We start from the raw sequence: 17,355 nt of genomic DNA on the forward strand, positions 1-17,355 counted from the left end.
CCACGCTTCAACGGGCGCAGGCGACGGCCTTCTAGATCTTGCCCTCAAAATCGCGGTGGATCATCTTGCAGTCGCAATATGGGCACTCGACCCAGCCGCGATCGGTGGGGATCTGCAACCAGACGCGCGGATGGCCCAAGCCCGGTCCGCTGCCGTCACAGGCGATGCGATACTCGTCCACGATGCGCGTCTCTGGCGGTTTGGTCACCATCTGGGCGTTTCCTTTTGCCGGCACTTCCACTACCTCACGTTTATGATGGAATGGCACGGCAGGGGCAAGGGCACCATGGCAGCGAATGCGATCGAAATACGCGGCCTGCGCAAGACATATGGCGGGACCAAGGGCGCACCGGAAAAAGAGGCACTGAAGGGGATCGACCTCGACATCCCGGCAGGCTCGGTCTTTGGCCTTCTGGGACCGAACGGCGCGGGCAAATCGACGCTGATCAACATCCTCGCGGGCCTCGTGATCAAGACGGCGGGCGAGGTCACGATCTGGGGCTTTGACCAGGACGTGAACCCGCGCCAGAGCCGCGCGGCCATCGGCGTCATGCCGCAAGAGCTGAACCTTGATCCCTTCTTCACGCCGCGCGCCGCGCTCGAGGTGCAGGCGGGCCTTTACGGCGTGCCGAAATCGCAGCGCCGCAGCGACGAGATCCTTGCGCTGGTCGGCCTCGAGGACAAGGCGCATGCCTATGCGCGCACCCTTTCGGGCGGGATGCGCCGCCGCCTGCTGCTGGCCAAGGCACTGGTGCACAGCCCCCGCATTCTCGTGCTGGACGAGCCGACGGCAGGCGTCGATATCGAGCTGCGCCAGATGCTGTGGGAAAACGTGCGCCGCCTCAATAACGAGGGCATGACGATCATTCTGACGACCCACTATCTCGAGGAAGCCGAGGAGATGTGCGACGAGATCGCCATCATCAACCACGGCGATCTGGTGGCGCGCGACAGCACCTCGAACCTTCTGGCGCAACTCGACACGCGCAGCATGGTCATCGTCCCCGATGGCGAGGTTCAAACCTTGCCTGAGGCGCCTGGCATCGAGGTAACGCGCCGGGATGGCGGCGCGCTCGCCTTCAGCTACAGCGCGGGCCAGGTCAGCGCCGAGGCGGTCCTGGCCGCCGTGCGTGATGCGGGTATCCACATCCGCGACGTGCGGACCGAGCAGGCGGATCTGCAGGACGTCTTTCTGGAACTGACGCGGAGCCGATAAGGCCTATGGCGCGCAAGCCGCATCATATCCACGCCTCTGATTGGGGCGATGCCAGCGGCCTCTGGAAAGGCCATTTCGAGGGGCGCGATCTGGACACGGGCGTCACCGTGCTCTTTTTCTCAACCGATAAGGTCGGCAATGGCCCATCATGGCACGTCCACCCGTACGACGAGGTATTCATCGTCCGGAAGGGCCGCGCGCGTTTCACCATCGGCGCGGACAAGATTGACGCCGAGGCGGGCGATATCCTGATGGGCCCGGCGGAGGTCCCGCATAAATACGAAAACCTCGGCCCCGGCCCGCTGGCGACGACGGATATTCACCTGAGCGACCGCTGGATCCAGACCGATCTGGACGACCCCGAGCTAGCTTAGCCTGCGCCCCTCGGGGCCGGAATAGGCCCGCTCGACCCGCGCGACGCGCAGCTCGTAATGGGCATACCAGCGCGCGATGCCGAATTTCTGCGCCGCCACATGCTGCGCTTCGGCCTTCCACGCGGCGATGTCGGCCTCGCTGCGCCAATAGGACACGGTGATGCCGAAGCCATCTTCGCCCCGCACCGACTCGGCGCCAAGACAGCCGGGCTGCTCCTGCGCCAGCGCGAACATCGCCTCGCCCATCGTGGCATAGCCCGCATCATCCTGCGACAGCAGATTGGTGAAGATCACCGCGTAGTAAGGCGGCTGGGGCGTTCGCGCAAAGCCGGACGCGCCGCTCACCGCTTCGCCAGAAGCCCACCAAGGGGCCGCCCGCCCAGCACGTGCATATGCATATGCGGCACCTCTTGCGAGGCATGCGGCCCCGCGTTGGAAATCACGCGAAACCCGCCCGTCTCATCCGCGCCATGCAGGTCCGAGATTCGGCAGACCTCGCCGATGGCACGGGTGAAATCCGCGATCTCGGCATCGCTGGCCTCGGCGGCGAAATGGTCATAGCTGACATAGGCGCCCTTGGGGATCACCAACACATGCACCGGCGACTGAGGCGAGATGTCCTTGAACGCAAGGCTATGCGCCGTCTCCAGCACCGTGTCATTCGGGATCTCGCCGCGCAGGATCTTGGCAAAGATGTTCTGGTCGTCATACGCGTAGGCCATGTCGCCTCCTCAAAGCGTTTCACCCTAAACTTGCGGCGCCACTAAAGGCGAAACGCGTGCGACGTTCAAGCGATGCGAGCGTTTTGCGAAAGGCTGTGATACGGGCTTTTCGCAAAACGTCTCAATCGGCAAAAAGATGGTCGGTTCGGGCGATGCTCAGCGCCTGATCATGCCCGATGCTCAGGAATTTCGAGATCGGAATGGCATTCTCCTCGTCGCTGTCGGTCTCGCGCATGATGTAGTGATGCTCGAACTCGGCATCGCGGATCTTGTCGCTCTCGAAGGTCGTCTCGCCCCGGATCGTGGGCAAAAGCCGCTCCAGCGTCTCGGCCGAGGTCTGCTCACCGGCAAGGCCGACGCGCATGGCGTGGCCGATCAGGTAGTCGTCAGTAAAGACGCATTGTATTTCCAAGAGCCGCGTCGTCGAGCGGTCGCCGCAGAAATCCTCGAGCAGGTCGAGGTTGCCGGGGTCCATGCAGACGATCATGCGGTCGGTGTCGTGATAATCGAACAGCATCCGCATAAGCGCCCGGCGGTGGCGCGTCCGCTTGCCAAGGCTGGCCTGGATGCCGCCCAGATCGGGCAGGTCCGTGCCCTCCTCGTTAAAGAGATATTCGGTCGCCGGCACGTTCGTCACCTGACGGATACGCTGCAGCAGCCGCTTGGCCACGTGCCATTTCTTGCACAGGACAATCATCAGCTCACGGTGCCGGCCCAGCGTACTCTCCGTCTCCCAGAAGCGGCTGGAAAAGCGGCGCCCGATCCGGCCACGCCCGGTCAGGAACTTGAAGAGGTTGGTGCCCTCGTTCGAGATCTTGAACTCGGCCGCGTCATCCGAGTATAGCGCGGCGAGCCGTGCCTTCAGCTCGGTCGCCTCGGGGCTGATCTTGCGCGCAAAAAGGAAATCCTGCCCCAGAAGCAGATCGTAGTGATCATTGTAGAAGGTCTGCGGCATCCCGTAATCGGTGAACATGAGGAATGTCAGCGTGCGGGTGTGAATTTCGGCCTCTGGCACGATATGGCGCACAAGGGTCTGGAAAAACGTCTCATCCGGGATCCAGGTGGTGCGGAAAAAGCGCATCACATCCCGCCGCTGCCGGGTGAAATCGAGGATCCATTCGATCGTGCGCCGCCGCAGGCACCACCACTGGCTACCGATCTGCACCTGGATATCTCGCGGGATCTCGCGGCGAAGGCCCAGCCGCTGCTGGAGATGAAAGGACGTGTCGAACAGCCACTTGTGTTTGCGCTCGTTGAAAACATGGCGGTAGATCAGCCGCTCTTCCTTCATGCCGGTCTTGATCCAGTCGCTGTCGAAATAGTCAAAGCTTTCGATGTAATCGACATCCTCGGCGTCGAGGAATTCATGCGCGTAGCGCGCCGACTTGATGGCAGCGCAATCGCCCGACAGCATGTAGAAATGGGTGGCCCGCGGAAAGGCCCGCACCGCCGCCTCGACCGCGAGCAGTGTCGCCTCGACAAGGCTCCACTCGCCCCAGCCGCATTTGATACGTTTCTTCGCAAAGCAGACGTTGGGGTTTTCGGCCAACGCCACCTTGATCTGCTGAAAATGCCCGGGGTCAGCCCGCCCGTCGAAATGGATCGAAATGCAATCGCCCGCCGCTGTCAGCATCTCGGCCTGCGCGATGATGGCGGCGGGATCCTTGTGGCACAAAAGTATGTAGGCAATTTTCGCCATATAGGAAACAGACTACCCCTTGTTCCACCGATTGTTTAAAGTGATAATCGTGATCTCGCGTTGATGAAACCGCAATAATCCTGTTTTATCACGACAAAGAAAAATAAGTCCTGAACAGGACACCAGAGGTTAGGCAAAGGGCGGCGGTCATGGGATTTCCCGGCACTTGGATGACGACCAGCGAAAGTGTGGTCTACCGTGTGGTGCCGAAATGCGCCTGCTCGACCATCGGCCAGATCATGTATTATTCGGACCATGGCGAATTCTTTGACGGCGACATTCACGATGCCAAGGGTGGCATGCATAAATGGGCGCTTGATGACAGCCAGGCGCTAATCTCGGGCAACGTCAAATCGCACGAGTCCTACGCCTTTACCTGCGTGCGCAACCCCTACACACGCATCCTCAGCAGCTTTTTCGACAAGATCTGCGGCATCCAGCGCAACGGCAAGCGCTACCGGGGCAAGCTGGTCCCGCTTCTGGTGCAGAAATACGGGATCGAGGTCGGCGGAGACGACGGCAAGCAGGAGTTCGACCAGATCGCCAGCTTCCGCCGCTTTTTGCTCTTTGCGCGCGACACCATCCGCTGGCGTCGCCCGATGGAGCCTGACATCCACTGGTCTGCCATGTCGGGCCATGTCAGTACCTTCATCGTGAACGGCGGCACCTATGACCGCATCTTCTGGACCGAGAAATTCAATGATGGCATGCAGGACGTGCTGAACGCGATTGAAACGCCCCACAAGGTCGATCTGAAAACGATCCCCCGCTTCAACGAATCCGAAGGCCACGGCCCCAAGCGCGCCCACCCGGTCGAGGACTATTTCGACGATCTGTCGATGCATCTGGTCTACGAGATCTACAAACAGGATTTCGAGCTGTTCAAATACGATTTCGCCGACCCGTCGAACAAGATGCCGACGGGGGAGATCGACCTTGACGAGGTCCATGCCAAGCTGGGCGAGTAATCGGCGCCCCCGCGCCGGTGAAACAGCGGGATCTAGGTATTTCCACCAAGAAAAGCCGCTAGGGCTTTCTTAACCATCTTCTGCCACGATCACGGACGCGGTTGACGCTGAGGAACCGATGACCGCCCAAGGAAAAGCCGCGCCCCGCCCCGGTTTGCACCCGCGACAGTCGGGCCGACTTCGGCCAGCGGGGCGCGCACCCCTGCTTCATCTTGGCAAAAATACTCAAATCCGCCCGCAGCCCCAATGCGCAGGCGGCGATCAGATCAGCCCTTCGGCGGCAAAGAGCGCTTTCACATCCGTCTCGGGCCGCGCGCCGTAATGCGCGATGACTTCGCCGGCCGCGATGCAGCCCATGCGCCCGGCCACGTCCAGCGGCGCCCCGGTGGCAAGGCCGTAAAGGAACCCGGCGGCAAACTGGTCGCCCGCACCGGTCGTGTCCACGGGGGCGATGTGCGTCACCGGCACGTCGATGCGCGCGTCGCGCTGGCGGATGATCACCCCCGCGCCCGAACGAGTGCAGACGACCAGGCCAGTGTCCTGCGCGGCGCGGTCCAGCGCCTCGTCCAGATGGCGGGCCTCATAGAGCGAGGCCCATTCATGCTCGTTGCCGATGACGTAATCCAGATCCTGGATCAGCGCGCGGAAATCCTCGCGGTGACGGTCGACGCAAAAAGGATCGCTGAGCGAGATGCCCGCCTTGCCCCCCTCTATGCGGCAAGCGGCGGCCGCGGCGGCGAGCGCTTTCTTTCCCTCGGGCTTGTCGAAAAGATAGCCTTCCAGCAACAAGAGCCCAGCCTCTTCGGCCACGCCGGATGGCACGTCGTTGGAGCTGAGCTCGGTCGAGATCCCGAGATAGGTGTTCATCGACCGCTCGCCATCGGGGGACACGAAAATCATGCAGCGCGAGGTCGGCAATTCGCCCTCGACAGCCGGCGGATTGACAAACTCGGCACCGAGGCGCGTGAGGTCATGCGCGTAGGTCCGGCCCAGATCGTCGTCGCGCACGCGCCCGACAAAGCCCGTCTGCAGCCCCAGTGCCGCCAGCCCCGCGATGGTGTTGGCGACCGATCCGCCCGCGCTCTGGGCGCGGTTGTCCATCGCGTCCAGCAACTCCTCGGCGCGGCCCGCGTCGATCAGCTGCATCACGCCCTTTTCGATACCCATGCGGTCGAGAAAGGCGTCGTCGCTGCGGCAAATGACATCGACTACGGCGTTTCCGATGCCGATGGCGTGATATTTGGTCATTGGGTCTTATCCTCGTAGGGGCATAAATCGCGGATCAGGCAGGTGGGGCACATGGGCTTGCGGGCCTTGCAATGGTAGCGGCCATGCAGGATCAGCCAGTGATGCGCGTGGTTCTGGAAATCGGCGGGGACGTTATCCTCAAGCGCGCGTTCAACCGCGACGACATCCTTGCCGGGGCAGATGCCGGTGCGGTTGCCGACCCGAAAGATATGTGTATCGACCGCCTGCGCGGGCAGCCCCCACCACATGTTCAGCACGACATTGGCGGTCTTGCGCCCCACCCCCGGCAGGGATTGCAGAGCAGCGCGCGAATTGGGCACTTCGCCGCCATACTCGTCGACCAGGATCTGGCTCAGCTTCATCACGTTCTTGGCCTTTTGGCGGTAGAGGCCGATGGTCTTGATGTACTCGGTCACGCCCTCCAGCCCCAGATTCAGCATCTTCTGTGGCGTGTCAGCCACAGCGAAAAGGCCGCGCGTCGCGCGGTTCACACCCGCATCCGTCGCCTGCGCGCTCAGCGCCACGGCCACCACCAGCGTAAAGACGTTCACATGCTCAAGCTCGCCTTTCGGCTCAGGCTCGGCCTCGTGGAAGCGCTCGAATACGGCGCGGATCGTATGATAGTCGAGTTGGCGTGCCATGATGGCGCCCGTAATGGCGCGAATTGCGGCAATGCGCAACATTCGGGTCGCGGCTGGGGCGCCCGGCGCCTAGATTGGAGACGAGCCAAGAGGAGGCGCGCCATGACCATGCCAGCAGATCAGAGTTATCATTTCAACGTCATGCGCCGCGCGATCGAGGTGATCGATGCGAGCGGGCCGGGGATGACGCTGGACCATCTGGCCTCCGAGATGGGCATGAGTGCCGCGCATTTTCAGCGCCTCTTTTCCACTTGGGCGGGCGTGTCACCCAAGCGGTATCAGCAATATCTGACGCTGGGCCATGCCAAGGCGCTACTGGGTGCGCGGCACACCATGCTGGAGGCGGCAGATGCGGCTGGCCTGTCGGGCACCGGGCGGCTGCATGATCTGTTTCTGCGGTGGGAGGCGATGAGCCCCGGCGAGTTCGCACGCAAGGGCGCGGACCTGACCGTCTATTGGGGCTGGTTTGATAGCCCCTTCGGACCCGCGTTGGTGATGGGGACGGATCGCGGCATCTGCGGGATCGGCTTTGCCGCCGAGGCGGGGCATCAGGCCACGATGGAGGATCTGACCGGACGCTGGCCGCAGGCCAGCTTTGTCGAGGATGCCGAGCGTTTGCGCCCCTGGGTTCTGCAGGCGTTCCGCGCCGAGCGCGAGGATGCGGCCCCTCTCTACCTCATCGGTGCGCCCTTTCAGATCAAGGTGTGGGAGGCGCTGCTGCGCATCCCCTCGGGTCATGTGACCACCTATAGCGATATTGCCGAGGCCATCGGCCACCCCAAAGCCGTCCGCGCGGTGGGCACCGCCGTGGGCCGCAATCCGATCAGCCTGCTGATCCCCTGCCACCGCGCCTTGCGCAAATCGGGCGGCCTTGGCGGCTATCACTGGGGTCTGCCGGTCAAGCGCGGCATCCTGGCATGGGAGGCCGCACGCGCTGAAGCGTAAAAACTTTGCGCGGATTGCTGCCGATTTTCACGGAAAACTGTATTGGGCATCCCGCTGCGCCTGCCTATAGTCGCGCCAAGCCCGTAACAGCGGGTTCCCAACAAGAGGCTATTCCCAAGATGATCCGAGCGAGAAAACCCATTCTCTGCGTGGCCGGCGCCGCGCTTATGCTGACCGCGGCCTGCGAAGGCCCAGGCAACCTGCAGGGCACCGGCACTGCCCCGAACCGCACCCAGCAGGGCGCGCTGATCGGTGGCCTTGCAGGTGCCGTGACCGGCGCTGCCGCCAGCGACAAGTCCGGCAAGGGCGCCCTCATCGGTGGCGCAATCGGCGCGCTGGGCGGTGCGGCCATCGGCAACGCATTGGACAAGCAGGAGGCCGAGCTGCGCCGCGATCTGAACAACGACCGCGTGCAGATCACCAATACCGGCGACCGTCTGATCGTGACGCTGCCGCAGGATATCCTCTTTGCGGTCGACAGTGCGCAGGTCAATGGCGCGCTGCGGGGCGATCTCTTTACCGTGGCGGAAAGCCTGCGTAATTATCCCGGCAGCACCGTGCAGGTCGTCGGCCATACCGACAATTCCGGATCGGCCGCCTATAACCAGAGCCTCAGCGAGCGCCGCGCCAATTCCGTCGCAGCCGTACTGCGCGAGGGCGGCGTCGGCGGGGCCCGCATCAACGCATTCGGCCGGGGCGAGGATCAGCCCATCGCGTCCAACCTGACGGCAGAGGGCAAGGCCCAGAACCGCCGGGTCGAAATCGTCATCCTGCCGAACCCGCGATAAGCAAAGCGCGCGAGGCGGGACGACCCCCGCCTCGCCTCTCCCCCGATGATTACCATCCTGCGCATGCGCCCCGGCGACGCCGCCGCCCTGACAGCGTTGATGCACCGCGCCGTGCATGACGGCGCTAGCGCAGACTACTCCCCCCGACAACTGCACGCATGGTCCCCCGCGCCGATGGAGCCAAGCGCATTCCTTGCGCGCCTCGCCGATGGCCGCGCCGTCTGGGTCGCGTTCGGCGCCGATGCACACGCTTGCGGTTTTGTCGAATTGACGCCGCGCGGGCATATCGACCTCTTCTATTGCCACCCCCCCGGCACCGGAACCGGCGGCGCACTCTATGCCGCCCTCAAGCATGAGGCGCGGGCGCGTGGCCTGCCCCGCCTGACGGTGGACGCCAGCGAGGGCGCGCGGCGCTTCTTTCAGCGGGCGGGCTTTGCTTGCCAAGGAGTCCGGCAGGTCTCGCGCCGTGGTGTGGAGCTGCGCACCTACCCGATGGTCAAATCGCTGGCACCGGACGCTGCCACCTGACCGCATCGCCACGTTTCTTGACCATCCGCGTCCTTCGCTATACCCGATTGACCAGCGAGATCATGCAAAGGACGCCCCAGATGAGTACCCCTTCCCTTCTTATCCTGGCCGGTGACGGCATCGGCCCTGAGGTTATGGCCGAGGTCACCAAGATCATCGACTGGTATGGCGCCAAGCGCGATATGCCGTTCGACGTCAGCGAGGATCTGGTCGGCGGCTGCGCCTATGACAAGCACGGAACGCCCCTTACCGACGAGACGATGGCAAAGGCGCAGGAGGTGGACGCCGTCTTGCTGGGCGCCGTGGGCGGGCCGAAATACGACGATCTCGATTTCTCGGTAAAGCCCGAGCGCGGCCTCTTGCGCCTGCGTAAGGAGATGGACCTTTTCGCCAACCTGCGCCCCGCCCAATGCTTTGACGCGCTGGCCGATTTTTCGTCACTCAAGCGCGATATCGTCGCCGGCCTCGACATCATGATCGTGCGCGAGCTGACCTCCGGCATCTATTTCGGCGAGCCGCGCGGCATCTTTACCGAAGGCAACGAGCGCGTGGGTATCAACACCCAGCGCTATACCGAGAGCGAGATCGACCGCGTCGCGCGCGCCGCCTTCGAGCTGGCCCGCCGCCGTGGCAACAAGGTCTGCTCGATGGAGAAGGCCAACGTGATGGAGAGCGGCATCCTCTGGCGCGAGGTCGTGACCAAGGTCCATGCCGAGAGCTATCCCGATGTCGAGCTGTCGCACATGTATGCAGATGCCGGCGCGATGCAGCTTTGCCGCAACCCCAAGCAGTTCGACGTGATCGTCACGGACAACCTCTTTGGCGATCTTCTGTCGGATGCCGCCGCGATGCTGACCGGCTCGCTTGGCATGCTGCCGTCGGCCAGCCTTGGCGCGCCTATGGCCAATGGCCGGCCCAAGGCGCTCTATGAGCCGGTTCATGGCTCGGCCCCCGATATCGCGGGTCAGGGCAAGGCCAACCCGATCGCCTGCATCCTCAGCTTTGCCATGGCGCTGCGCTATTCGTTCGACCAAGGCGCCGAGGCTGACCGGCTGGAGCGCGCGGTGGAAAAGGTGCTGGCCGATGGCGCGCGCACGCCCGATCTGATGGGCCCCGAAGGCGGCACCCCCCTGACGACGGCCCAGATGGGCGATGCCATCGTCGAGGCGCTCAACGCCAGCCTTTAAGACCACCGCAGGCGCCGGGCCACCCGCCCGGCGCCGCGCATTTGAGGGATTGCAAAGCGCCGTCCCCTCGTCTATCCGTCGCGCCACGGTCGGGCTGTAGCGCAGCCTGGTAGCGCACCTGCTTCGGGAGCAGGGGGTCGGAGGTTCGAATCCTCTCAGCCCGACCAGTTTCTTCAAAACACTTTCCCTGCCGGAACCGGGCGCGCCCTGCGTCGGTTGGCCTTCGTGCTATTCTGCGAGGAGAAACATGATGCCCAGCCAAATTGACCATTTGAACCGCTGCGTCGAACTGGCCCAAGAGGCGCTGGAGGCCGGTGATGCGCCCTTCGGATCGGTCTTGGTGGATGCGGACGGCGACGTGCTGCGCGAGGCGCGCAACCGCACGCGCACAAATGAGGCCACCGACCACCCCGAGATCGCCCTGGCGCGCTGGGCCGCGCAGAACATGACGCCGGAGGCGCGGCGCGCGGCGACCGTTTATACGTCGGGCGAACATTGCCCGATGTGTTCAGCCGCGCATGGCTGGGCCGGGCTGGGCCGCATCGTCTTTATCCACTCGACCGGCCAGCTGACCGAGTGGATGGCGGAATTCGGCGCCGAGAAAGGCCCGGTTGAACAACTGGGCATCGACAAGATCGTGCCGGGTGTCGAGACCGAAGGCCCGATCCCCGAACTGGCCGGAAAGATGCGCGCGCTGCATGCCCGCGCGCAGGGCGTCGCGGATCAGAGCGACGGGATCAGGTAAAGCCCAAGCGCCCCCAGCATGAAGAGCGTGAGCGACAGGTTGAAGCCGCGCCGCCATGACGGCGCCTCGGCCAGCCCCAGGTAGCGCGACAGGATCACGCGCGCCTTCATCAGCGCCAAAAGCAGCACGATCCCGCCCGCGATGCGTGCGTCATACCCGGCCGTGATCGCGGCGGCGGCCACGGTGCTGACGGCGCTGAGGAACAGAAGTGTCAGCCAGGCGCGGACGAGGGGATCTGGGCGCTGCATTTTCATGCCAGAAGATAGATGATCGGAAAGAGCAGCACCCATACCAGATCGACCATATGCCAAAAGGCGGCGCCCATCTCGATATTCTCGGGCGCATCGCGCCACGCGACCAGCAGCAACAGGATGATCCCCGCCACGACATGGGTGGCGTGAAAGCCGGTCAGCAGATAGTAGAACATGAAAAACGGATGGGTGTCGTAATTGATACCCTCGGCCGCCTTCCCGGCATATTCGGCGCCCTTTATGACCAGAAACACCACCCCCAGCGCTGCCGCGCCCAAAAGGGCAAGCCGTGCAGCACTGCGGCGGGCCGCCTGCCGGAATTGCAGCGCACGCGCGGCAAGATAGCCGCTGGTGATCAGGACAACCGTGTTGAGGGCCGCGCCGGTCCGGTCAAGATGTTGCTGCGCCTCCGCAAACCCGACCGGGTCCGTCAGGCGCACCGACAGGAACGCACCCAGCCCCGCGCCAAAAACCAGAAGCTCGCTGATGATCAGCACCCAGATCAGCAGATCGCCGGGCAATTCGTCCAAAATACTTGTCTCGGCCTGCCCGTTCATGGCGGCACTCCTTGAATTGCTGCGTCATCCACGCGCTGCGCGGGCGCGGTCTTTCATAGGCCGACGAGGTGATTGTCCCACATCAGCCCCGCATGGCCCATTCGGTTGGGGGCCCCTGCCCCAAGCTGCCAAAGATCCCCGGTGCCCGACGCCACCAAGAGCCCGCCCGAAGAGGGCGCGACGCCGCAGGCGTCAACGATAGACTCGCTGTGCAGATAACGCGCCGAGGATGCACTATAGGTCTGCACCAGCCCGGCCCGCGGCGAAGTCACTGCGACCTCGCGCTGACCGGCGGCAAAGGCGACGCTGCCGGCATAGCCCTGCATCGCGCGCAGATGCGGCTCGGGCGCCGCGCAGAGGCGGATGGAGGCCCCGCGCCGATGCAGACCCAGCAGCGCTGGGCCGTCCTCACCGCCTTGCCATTGCAGTCCAAAGGCCACCTCGCCGTCATGAGACACGGCGATGTGGCGGATCGAGCCCATGTGCATCTCGGGCGGGAGTGTGGCGGTTTCGGTGACCGCGCCGTCCTCGATGTAACTCAGGTTTGGCCGCATGACCGCGATATTCAGCTTGGTCCGGCCCGAGGCCGGGTGCGTTTCGATCCCGCCATTCGCCACGACCAGCGTATCGCTGCCCGGCATGCGCCGCACCTCGTGCGGGCCGGTGCCGCCACTGGCAAATTCGCCCGCGCGGGCATAGCCGTGATCCGCGTCCCAGATGCCGATCATCCCGCGCGCCGCCTCGTAATCGTTCTCGGTTGTATAGAGCCAGCGGCCATCCAGCGAGAACGCGCCGTGTCCGTAGAAATGCCGCCCCTCGGGCGCTGTCAGCTCGGCCTTCTGCTGCCCTGCGGCGCAGTCGATCACCACGGCAAAGGTGCCGGGGCGGCGTGCGAAGGCGACGGCCTCGGGTCGTCCGGGATGGGCGGCGGCGGCGTGGCCGCGCCCCGGCAGGGGGATGCGGAACCGCAGCCCCATATCCGCGCCAATCCCGCAAAGCACGAAGCCGCCCCCGGGCAGCCCGGCCGCCGACAGCCAGCGAGGCGCGCCCGCATCGGCCCATGTCGCGGCGGGAGCCAGCCCCGTCGCCAGCAGCCCCGCCAGAAAGCCCCGTCTGTTGGTCACCTGATCAATCTCCGTCCAACGCGTTGAAGCCCGATGCGACGCCCAGCGCGGGGCCCAGGTCATCGCGCACGATATCACGCACGCGGTTAATGGACTGCTGCAGCGATTCGACCCGCAGCCGCGAGGTGGGCTCAGACACACCCGCAAAAATCGGATCATCCAGCTTCTCCGCATCCGCGCGCGCGGCGCTGAACGCCTCGTTCAGGTGGGCGCGCAGGCCCGGATCGCGCTGGGCCAGGATCGCCGCCAGATCGTTCAGCGAGGTCAGCGACAGCGCGACATTGCGCAAGGACCGCCCGGCGCGCCATGCCTCGGCCTGTTTCGGGCGCGGCTTGTCGAAGGTTCCCAAGGGGCGGCCCAGCCGCGTGTCCGAGGTGAATTCCAGCCCGTATGTCAGCGCCTTGAAAAGCTCCTGCAGCGCCTCGGCCTCGCCGCGATAGGGGCTGCCTTCGCCCGGATTGGCCATCTGGTCGGCATAGCCGCCCTGCCAATCGGTCAGGATCGCATCGGCCAGATTGGCGATATCGGCGGTCATGACACGCATCAGATCACAGCGATACTGCGCATCGCCCAGCGCCTGGATCTCGGGATCGAACAGCATCATCTCCAGCGCATAGAAGCCGCGCGCCGCGATGGACACGTCGCTAAAATCCTCGGCGCTGGCCACAATCGGATCCGCGTCGGTGATCAGCGTGCGCAGCGCGCGCGGCGTGATCCCGCGCGTGTCGGGCCAGAAGGCCAGCGCGAAGGCGCGGTCATCCACTTCGCCGGGGCCAAAGCGCAGATGGCTGACGGCAATCCAGGCGCCGAAAGCGGCGTCATAGGCCTCGCGCAGCTCAGACGCGGCCACGTCGCAGGTTTGCGCGCTGGCCTCCTCAAGGCTGTGCGCGGTGTCCGACAGCGCCTCGTAGCGGGGCAGGATATGACGCTGGACCGCGTCGCGCGCCGGATTGGCTGTACCTTGCGCGAGGGCGGCGGCGGGCAGCAGCAGGGCAAGGGCGAAGGTGGCGATGCGGATCATTCAAAGGCTCTCCAGATAGGCGATCAGGGCGGCGCGATCTGCGGGGTTCATCTGCGTGACGGTATCGCGCGCTGTCTGCGCCTCGCCGCCATGCCACAGAACCGCCTCCAGCAGCGAACGGGCGCGCCCGTCATGCAGGAAGTAAGTGTGCCCGCTGACACGTTCCGTCAGTCCGATACCCCATAGCGGCGGCGTGCGCCACTCGCGCCCGGTGGCGCGCGCCTCAGGGCGGTGATCAGCCAAGCCCTCCCCCATGTCATGCAACAGCATGTCCGTATGCGGCCAGATCAGCTGAAAGCTTTGCTCGGGCTGGCCATCCAACCGGTGGGTGACGAATTTGGGCCTGTGGCAGGAGGTGCAGCCGGTCTCGTGAAAGACCTGTTTACCGCGCAGCACCTGGGGCTTACCGACATCGCGGCGGGCCGGCACGCCCAGATTACGGCTGTAGAAGGTGACAAGGTCCAGCCCGGTCTCATCCACCTCGTATACACGCTCGTCCCCGTCGCCATGGGGCGCCGTCTGGCAGGCGTCCTGAATGGTGGTGCACTCCCCGAACGGGTCAGCAAAGATCGGGTTCGAGATGCCGATATCGCCCGCGAAAGCCCCCGCGCTCTGCTCGCGTACCGTGGCCACCCCTGCCTTGAGGCCAAAGCGGCCCAGCATCGGCATGTCGAACTCGGACGACCAGACGATATTGGCCCGGCCCGAGATACCGTCGCCATCCGCGTCATCGGGGTCCGCGCCCGCGATGATATCCGCCGCCGGGATCGCCTCGAGCAGGCCGAGGCCGATCATCTGCGGCGCGACGCGCGGGCTGAGCATCGCCTGCGGGTGCAGCGGTCCATAGCCCAGATCGGCGGCGGTATAGGTGGGCGCGCGCAAGCTGGCCGTCTCGCCGCCCGAAAGGGCGACGGGGATCTCATCATAGGCGATTTCAAGGCGGTATTCCGCGGGGATGCCCGGCAGCGCGAAATCCTGCAATTGCGTGCCGTAGGTCGGGTCGGGTGCGGTGCCCAGATATTCCTCGATCTCGCTGATGCGGGCGCCCTCGTCGGGGATCGACACGCGCAGGAACATCGAGATGGCGGTATCCTCGGGGCCCTCGGGCGGGTGGCCGCGCCCGTCCTTGATATGACAGCGCTGGCACGAGCGCGCGTTGAAAAGCGGCCCGAGGCCGTCCGACGCCAACGTGGACGAAGGCGACGACACCCAGATCTTGCGAAAGAGGCCATTGCCGACCTTGAACTGCAACTCGCCGTCGAAGGAGATGTTGCCGGACGGGTCGGAAAACGCATCGGCGGTCTCGCGAACGCGCACGGTGGCGCCGCCTGCGGGCAGCTCCTCAAAGCGTTCGGGCGCGGTAAAATCCTCGGCCGGACGAGTCACATTTGTGATGCGCGCCACCTCGCTGGACGTGCGCGCGACGATCGGCAGATGTGGCTCGTCCAGCGGGCCAGCGGTGGCGGCGCCCGCCGATGCCATGCCGGCCAGCAAGAGGGCAGCGGCCCGCCGGTCAAGCCAGCCGGGCCGCGTCAGGGTCAGATGCATCGAGGTGCGCATGTCTGTCGTCTTCCACTTTTCGAACCGGGCCGCGGCGCGGTTCGGCCCGGTCGATAGGCCGTTACGAACGCGCCCTCAACACCTTGCAGGGCGTTTCAGACCAAGCCCCCGCCATACCTCTGCGCGCCTTTACTGAAACACCGCGCCCGGATCGTCGAGGCTGTCCGATCCGGCAAAGGCGATATCCCCAAGATCGAGCGTGTCCACGATCCGCTCGACCGTCTTGGTCTGCGCGATCAGCCCGTCGACACCGCCCATGATCAGCGCCTCGCCCGCATCGTTGCCGCGCGCCAGCATCTGGTCATAGGAGGTGCCCGCCTCGGCAGCCACCTTGATCGCGCCCAGCGCGCGCATGGTCGCGGCCAGCCTCGCCTGCATCTCGGCATCCAGCGCGGGATCAAGCTCGGCGGTCAGATCGGCCAGCGACGGGCCCGAGACGGTGCTGCCATCGACGCGCGTGTAGCTGCCCAAATAGACATTCTGCACGCCCAGCCCGTCATAATAATGGCTGTTATGCGTATTGTCGGAAAAGCAGTCATGCTCTTCCTCGGGATCATTCAGCATGACGCCAAGGCGCATCCGTTCGCCCGCCTGCTCGCCATAGCTGAGGCTTCCCATGCCGGTCAGCATGGCCGAGATCCCGGCATTCTCGTTCGTGGTGACGGCCTCGCGCGCTGCGCCGCCCTCGGCCCATTGCTGCGCCATCCAGTCGAGGTCCGAGACCAGCAATTCCGTCGCTGCGGCCAGATAGTCAGCTCGGCGCGCGCAATTGCCGCCCGAGCAATCATCGCCTGCCGCGAAGTCGGTCCAGGGACGCTGGCCCGCGCCATGATCGGTTCCGTTCAAGTCTTGCCCCCAGAGCAGGAACTCGATGGCGTGATAACCGGTGGCGACATTCGCCTCGACGCCATCTGCCTCGTGCAACGTCTCGGACAGAAGCTCGGGTGTGATGTTGCTGGCATCCACCGTCTGGCCCGAAAGCTTGAAGCTGGGATTGGCAACGACGTTCAGCGCTTTCAGCCCGTTCTCATCGGATGCACCTCCATAAGCCGCATCGACATAATCGATCAGACCCTCGTCCAGCGGCCAGGCATTCACCTGCCCCTCCCAATCATCGACGATCGCATTGCCAAAGCGGAACACCTCAGTCTGCTGATAGGGCACGCGCGCGGCCACCCATGCATGTCGCGCGGTCGTCAGGGCCTGCGGCGAGGGCGCGTCGATCAGGGCCTCGACCGCCTCTTGCAGTCGGCGCGCCGTGGCGGCGCTGTCGGCATATCCGGCGGCGGCGATATCGGCATAGGTGTCCAGCACCTCGGATTTCGTTGCGGCCATCGCAGGCAGGGCCAGCGCGATGCCAAGGGCGGTCGTGCCCAGAAAAAGACGGGTCATGGTTCGATCCTTGTCTCGTGTTTGCGGCATGTTCATTTGGTCAGGATCAACTTGCCAGCCCGCGTGATGCGCAGGTTATAGACCTTGTCGTCGTAGACGATGCGCGCCTGATCTCCGCCCAGAACCAGATGGCGGGCGTCATAGGTGGGCAGGGTGTCTGCACTGTGATCGATCTGGATAGTCGTGGGCTGATGGGTCATCTCAAGGCCTCCTGCGGCGGGTATAAGTGGTCAAGCATCCATTCAAGCGCCGCGGCCTGCCCGTCGCCCGCGTCGCCGTAGCCCTGCATGATCTCGGATGCAGCAAGGCCCAGCGCGGATAGCGCCGGAACGGTGGGTGTGGGTGATGTCTGGTCCCGCATGGCGCGCGTCCTGTTGATTGGTCTGATC

At 64.6% G+C, this 17,355-nt stretch carries 22 protein-coding genes and 1 tRNA gene; 9 read left to right on the top strand and 14 right to left on the bottom strand.

The genetic code is table 11. The annotated features are described in order from the left end of the window. Window positions 1-31: 31 nt before the first annotated feature. The gene (locus ACEWPL_RS14875) at window positions 32-211 is read right to left on the bottom strand and encodes a zinc-finger domain-containing protein (RefSeq protein WP_393929386.1); all 180 of its coding nucleotides are present in this window, start codon (window positions 209-211) and stop codon (window positions 32-34) included. Window positions 212-286: 75 nt separating this feature from the next. Here ACEWPL_RS14875 and ACEWPL_RS14880 point away from each other — a divergent pair, with 75 nt between their 5' ends. Together ACEWPL_RS14880 and ACEWPL_RS14885 are read left to right on the top strand one after the other, a co-directional pair. Then, entirely contained in the window at window positions 287-1,216 is a 930-nt protein-coding gene (locus ACEWPL_RS14880; protein WP_393929384.1) for an ABC transporter ATP-binding protein, read from the top strand. 5 nt (window positions 1,217-1,221) lie between these two features. After that, window positions 1,222-1,590: a cupin domain-containing protein gene (locus ACEWPL_RS14885; RefSeq protein WP_393929382.1), complete on the top strand. Its 369-nt coding sequence runs from the start codon at window positions 1,222-1,224 to the stop codon at window positions 1,588-1,590. Here ACEWPL_RS14885 and ACEWPL_RS14890 read toward each other — a convergent pair. The 3 genes from ACEWPL_RS14890 to ACEWPL_RS14900 all read right to left on the bottom strand — a co-directional run bounded on the left by ACEWPL_RS14890 (window position 1,582) and on the right by ACEWPL_RS14900 (window position 4,011). Next, window positions 1,582-1,935, bottom strand: coding sequence for an antibiotic biosynthesis monooxygenase family protein (locus ACEWPL_RS14890; protein ID WP_393929380.1), 354 nt, complete (start codon window positions 1,933-1,935; stop codon window positions 1,582-1,584). The genes ACEWPL_RS14885 and ACEWPL_RS14890 overlap by 9 nt on opposite strands. Then, window positions 1,932-2,312, bottom strand: coding sequence for an HIT domain-containing protein (locus ACEWPL_RS14895; protein WP_393929378.1), 381 nt, complete (start codon window positions 2,310-2,312; stop codon window positions 1,932-1,934). The genes ACEWPL_RS14890 and ACEWPL_RS14895 overlap by 4 nt, the downstream gene beginning before the upstream one ends. Before the next feature lie 121 nt (window positions 2,313-2,433). Next, a complete protein-coding gene (locus ACEWPL_RS14900) occupies window positions 2,434-4,011 on the bottom strand; it encodes a DUF5928 domain-containing protein (protein WP_393929376.1) in 1,578 nt (525 codons plus the stop codon). 149 nt (window positions 4,012-4,160) lie between these two features. On the opposite strand from ACEWPL_RS14900, the gene ACEWPL_RS14905 reads away from it, so the two are divergent. Next, the gene (locus tag ACEWPL_RS14905; RefSeq protein ID WP_393929374.1) at window positions 4,161-4,979 is read left to right on the top strand and encodes a sulfotransferase family protein; all 819 of its coding nucleotides are present in this window, start codon (window positions 4,161-4,163) and stop codon (window positions 4,977-4,979) included. 261 nt (window positions 4,980-5,240) lie between these two features. Here the strand turns inward: ACEWPL_RS14905 and ACEWPL_RS14910 are convergent, their stop codons facing one another. Beyond that, window positions 5,241-6,227 carry an adenosine kinase gene (locus tag ACEWPL_RS14910; RefSeq protein ID WP_393929372.1) on the bottom strand — a complete coding sequence of 329 codons (987 nt, stop codon included), beginning with the start codon at window positions 6,225-6,227 and terminating at the stop codon, window positions 5,241-5,243. After that, window positions 6,224-6,868, bottom strand: coding sequence for an endonuclease III (nth, locus tag ACEWPL_RS14915; RefSeq protein WP_393929370.1), 645 nt, complete (start codon window positions 6,866-6,868; stop codon window positions 6,224-6,226). The genes ACEWPL_RS14910 and nth overlap by 4 nt, the downstream gene beginning before the upstream one ends. A gap of 108 nt (window positions 6,869-6,976) precedes the next feature. On the opposite strand from nth, the gene ACEWPL_RS14920 reads away from it, so the two are divergent. The 6 genes from ACEWPL_RS14920 to ACEWPL_RS14945 all read left to right on the top strand — a co-directional run bounded on the left by ACEWPL_RS14920 (window position 6,977) and on the right by ACEWPL_RS14945 (window position 11,061). Beyond that, window positions 6,977-7,813, top strand: a complete 837-nt coding sequence (locus tag ACEWPL_RS14920) for a methylated-DNA--[protein]-cysteine S-methyltransferase (protein WP_393929502.1) — start codon at window positions 6,977-6,979, stop codon at window positions 7,811-7,813. A gap of 119 nt (window positions 7,814-7,932) precedes the next feature. After that, window positions 7,933-8,601 (top strand): YiaD family glycine zipper/OmpA-like lipoprotein, encoded by a 669-nt coding sequence (locus ACEWPL_RS14925; protein WP_393929368.1) that lies wholly within the window; start codon window positions 7,933-7,935, stop codon window positions 8,599-8,601. Between the two features lie 45 nt (window positions 8,602-8,646). Continuing rightward, window positions 8,647-9,129 (top strand): GNAT family N-acetyltransferase, encoded by a 483-nt coding sequence (locus tag ACEWPL_RS14930; RefSeq protein ID WP_393929366.1) that lies wholly within the window; start codon window positions 8,647-8,649, stop codon window positions 9,127-9,129. Between the two features lie 80 nt (window positions 9,130-9,209). Continuing rightward, complete coding sequence (leuB, locus tag ACEWPL_RS14935; RefSeq protein ID WP_393929364.1) at window positions 9,210-10,316, top strand: 3-isopropylmalate dehydrogenase; 1,107 nt, start codon at window positions 9,210-9,212, stop codon at window positions 10,314-10,316. A 90-nt stretch (window positions 10,317-10,406) separates the two neighbouring features. Continuing rightward, window positions 10,407-10,483 (top strand) — tRNA-Pro (locus tag ACEWPL_RS14940). An 83-nt stretch (window positions 10,484-10,566) separates the two neighbouring features. Next, on the top strand, window positions 10,567-11,061 hold the full coding sequence (locus ACEWPL_RS14945; protein WP_393929362.1) for a nucleoside deaminase: 495 nt from the start codon (window positions 10,567-10,569) through the stop codon (window positions 11,059-11,061). Here the strand turns inward: ACEWPL_RS14945 and ACEWPL_RS14950 are convergent. From ACEWPL_RS14950 to ACEWPL_RS14985, 8 genes are all read right to left on the bottom strand, one after another. Continuing rightward, complete coding sequence (locus ACEWPL_RS14950) at window positions 11,040-11,309, bottom strand: cytochrome C oxidase subunit IV family protein (protein ID WP_393929360.1); 270 nt, start codon at window positions 11,307-11,309, stop codon at window positions 11,040-11,042. The two genes, ACEWPL_RS14945 and ACEWPL_RS14950, sit on opposite strands and share 22 nt — an antisense overlap. 2 nt (window positions 11,310-11,311) lie before the next feature. Then, window positions 11,312-11,869 carry a cytochrome c oxidase subunit 3 gene (locus tag ACEWPL_RS14955; protein WP_393929358.1) on the bottom strand — a complete coding sequence of 186 codons (558 nt, stop codon included), beginning with the start codon at window positions 11,867-11,869 and terminating at the stop codon, window positions 11,312-11,314. 53 nt (window positions 11,870-11,922) lie between these two features. Next, entirely contained in the window at window positions 11,923-12,993 is a 1,071-nt protein-coding gene (locus ACEWPL_RS14960; RefSeq protein ID WP_393929356.1) for a DUF1513 domain-containing protein, read from the bottom strand. Window positions 12,994-12,997: 4 nt separating this feature from the next. After that, window positions 12,998-14,014 (bottom strand): imelysin family protein, encoded by a 1,017-nt coding sequence (locus ACEWPL_RS14965; protein WP_393929354.1) that lies wholly within the window; start codon window positions 14,012-14,014, stop codon window positions 12,998-13,000. Then, a complete protein-coding gene (locus ACEWPL_RS14970) occupies window positions 14,015-15,496 on the bottom strand; it encodes a di-heme oxidoreductase family protein (RefSeq protein ID WP_393929500.1) in 1,482 nt (493 codons plus the stop codon). Window positions 15,497-15,703: 207 nt separating this feature from the next. After that, window positions 15,704-16,966 carry an imelysin family protein gene (locus ACEWPL_RS14975; RefSeq protein WP_393929352.1) on the bottom strand — a complete coding sequence of 421 codons (1,263 nt, stop codon included), beginning with the start codon at window positions 16,964-16,966 and terminating at the stop codon, window positions 15,704-15,706. Between the two features lie 32 nt (window positions 16,967-16,998). Next, a complete protein-coding gene (gene hemP / locus ACEWPL_RS14980) occupies window positions 16,999-17,166 on the bottom strand; it encodes a hemin uptake protein HemP (protein WP_393929350.1) in 168 nt (55 codons plus the stop codon). Further along, complete coding sequence (locus ACEWPL_RS14985) at window positions 17,163-17,327, bottom strand: hypothetical protein (protein ID WP_393929348.1); 165 nt, start codon at window positions 17,325-17,327, stop codon at window positions 17,163-17,165. The genes hemP and ACEWPL_RS14985 overlap by 4 nt, the downstream gene beginning before the upstream one ends. Window positions 17,328-17,355 lie beyond the last annotated feature (28 nt).

Origin of the sequence: Roseovarius roseus (assembly GCF_043355935.2) — a bacterium.
Lineage (GTDB): Bacteria > Pseudomonadota > Alphaproteobacteria > Rhodobacterales > Rhodobacteraceae > Roseovarius > Roseovarius roseus.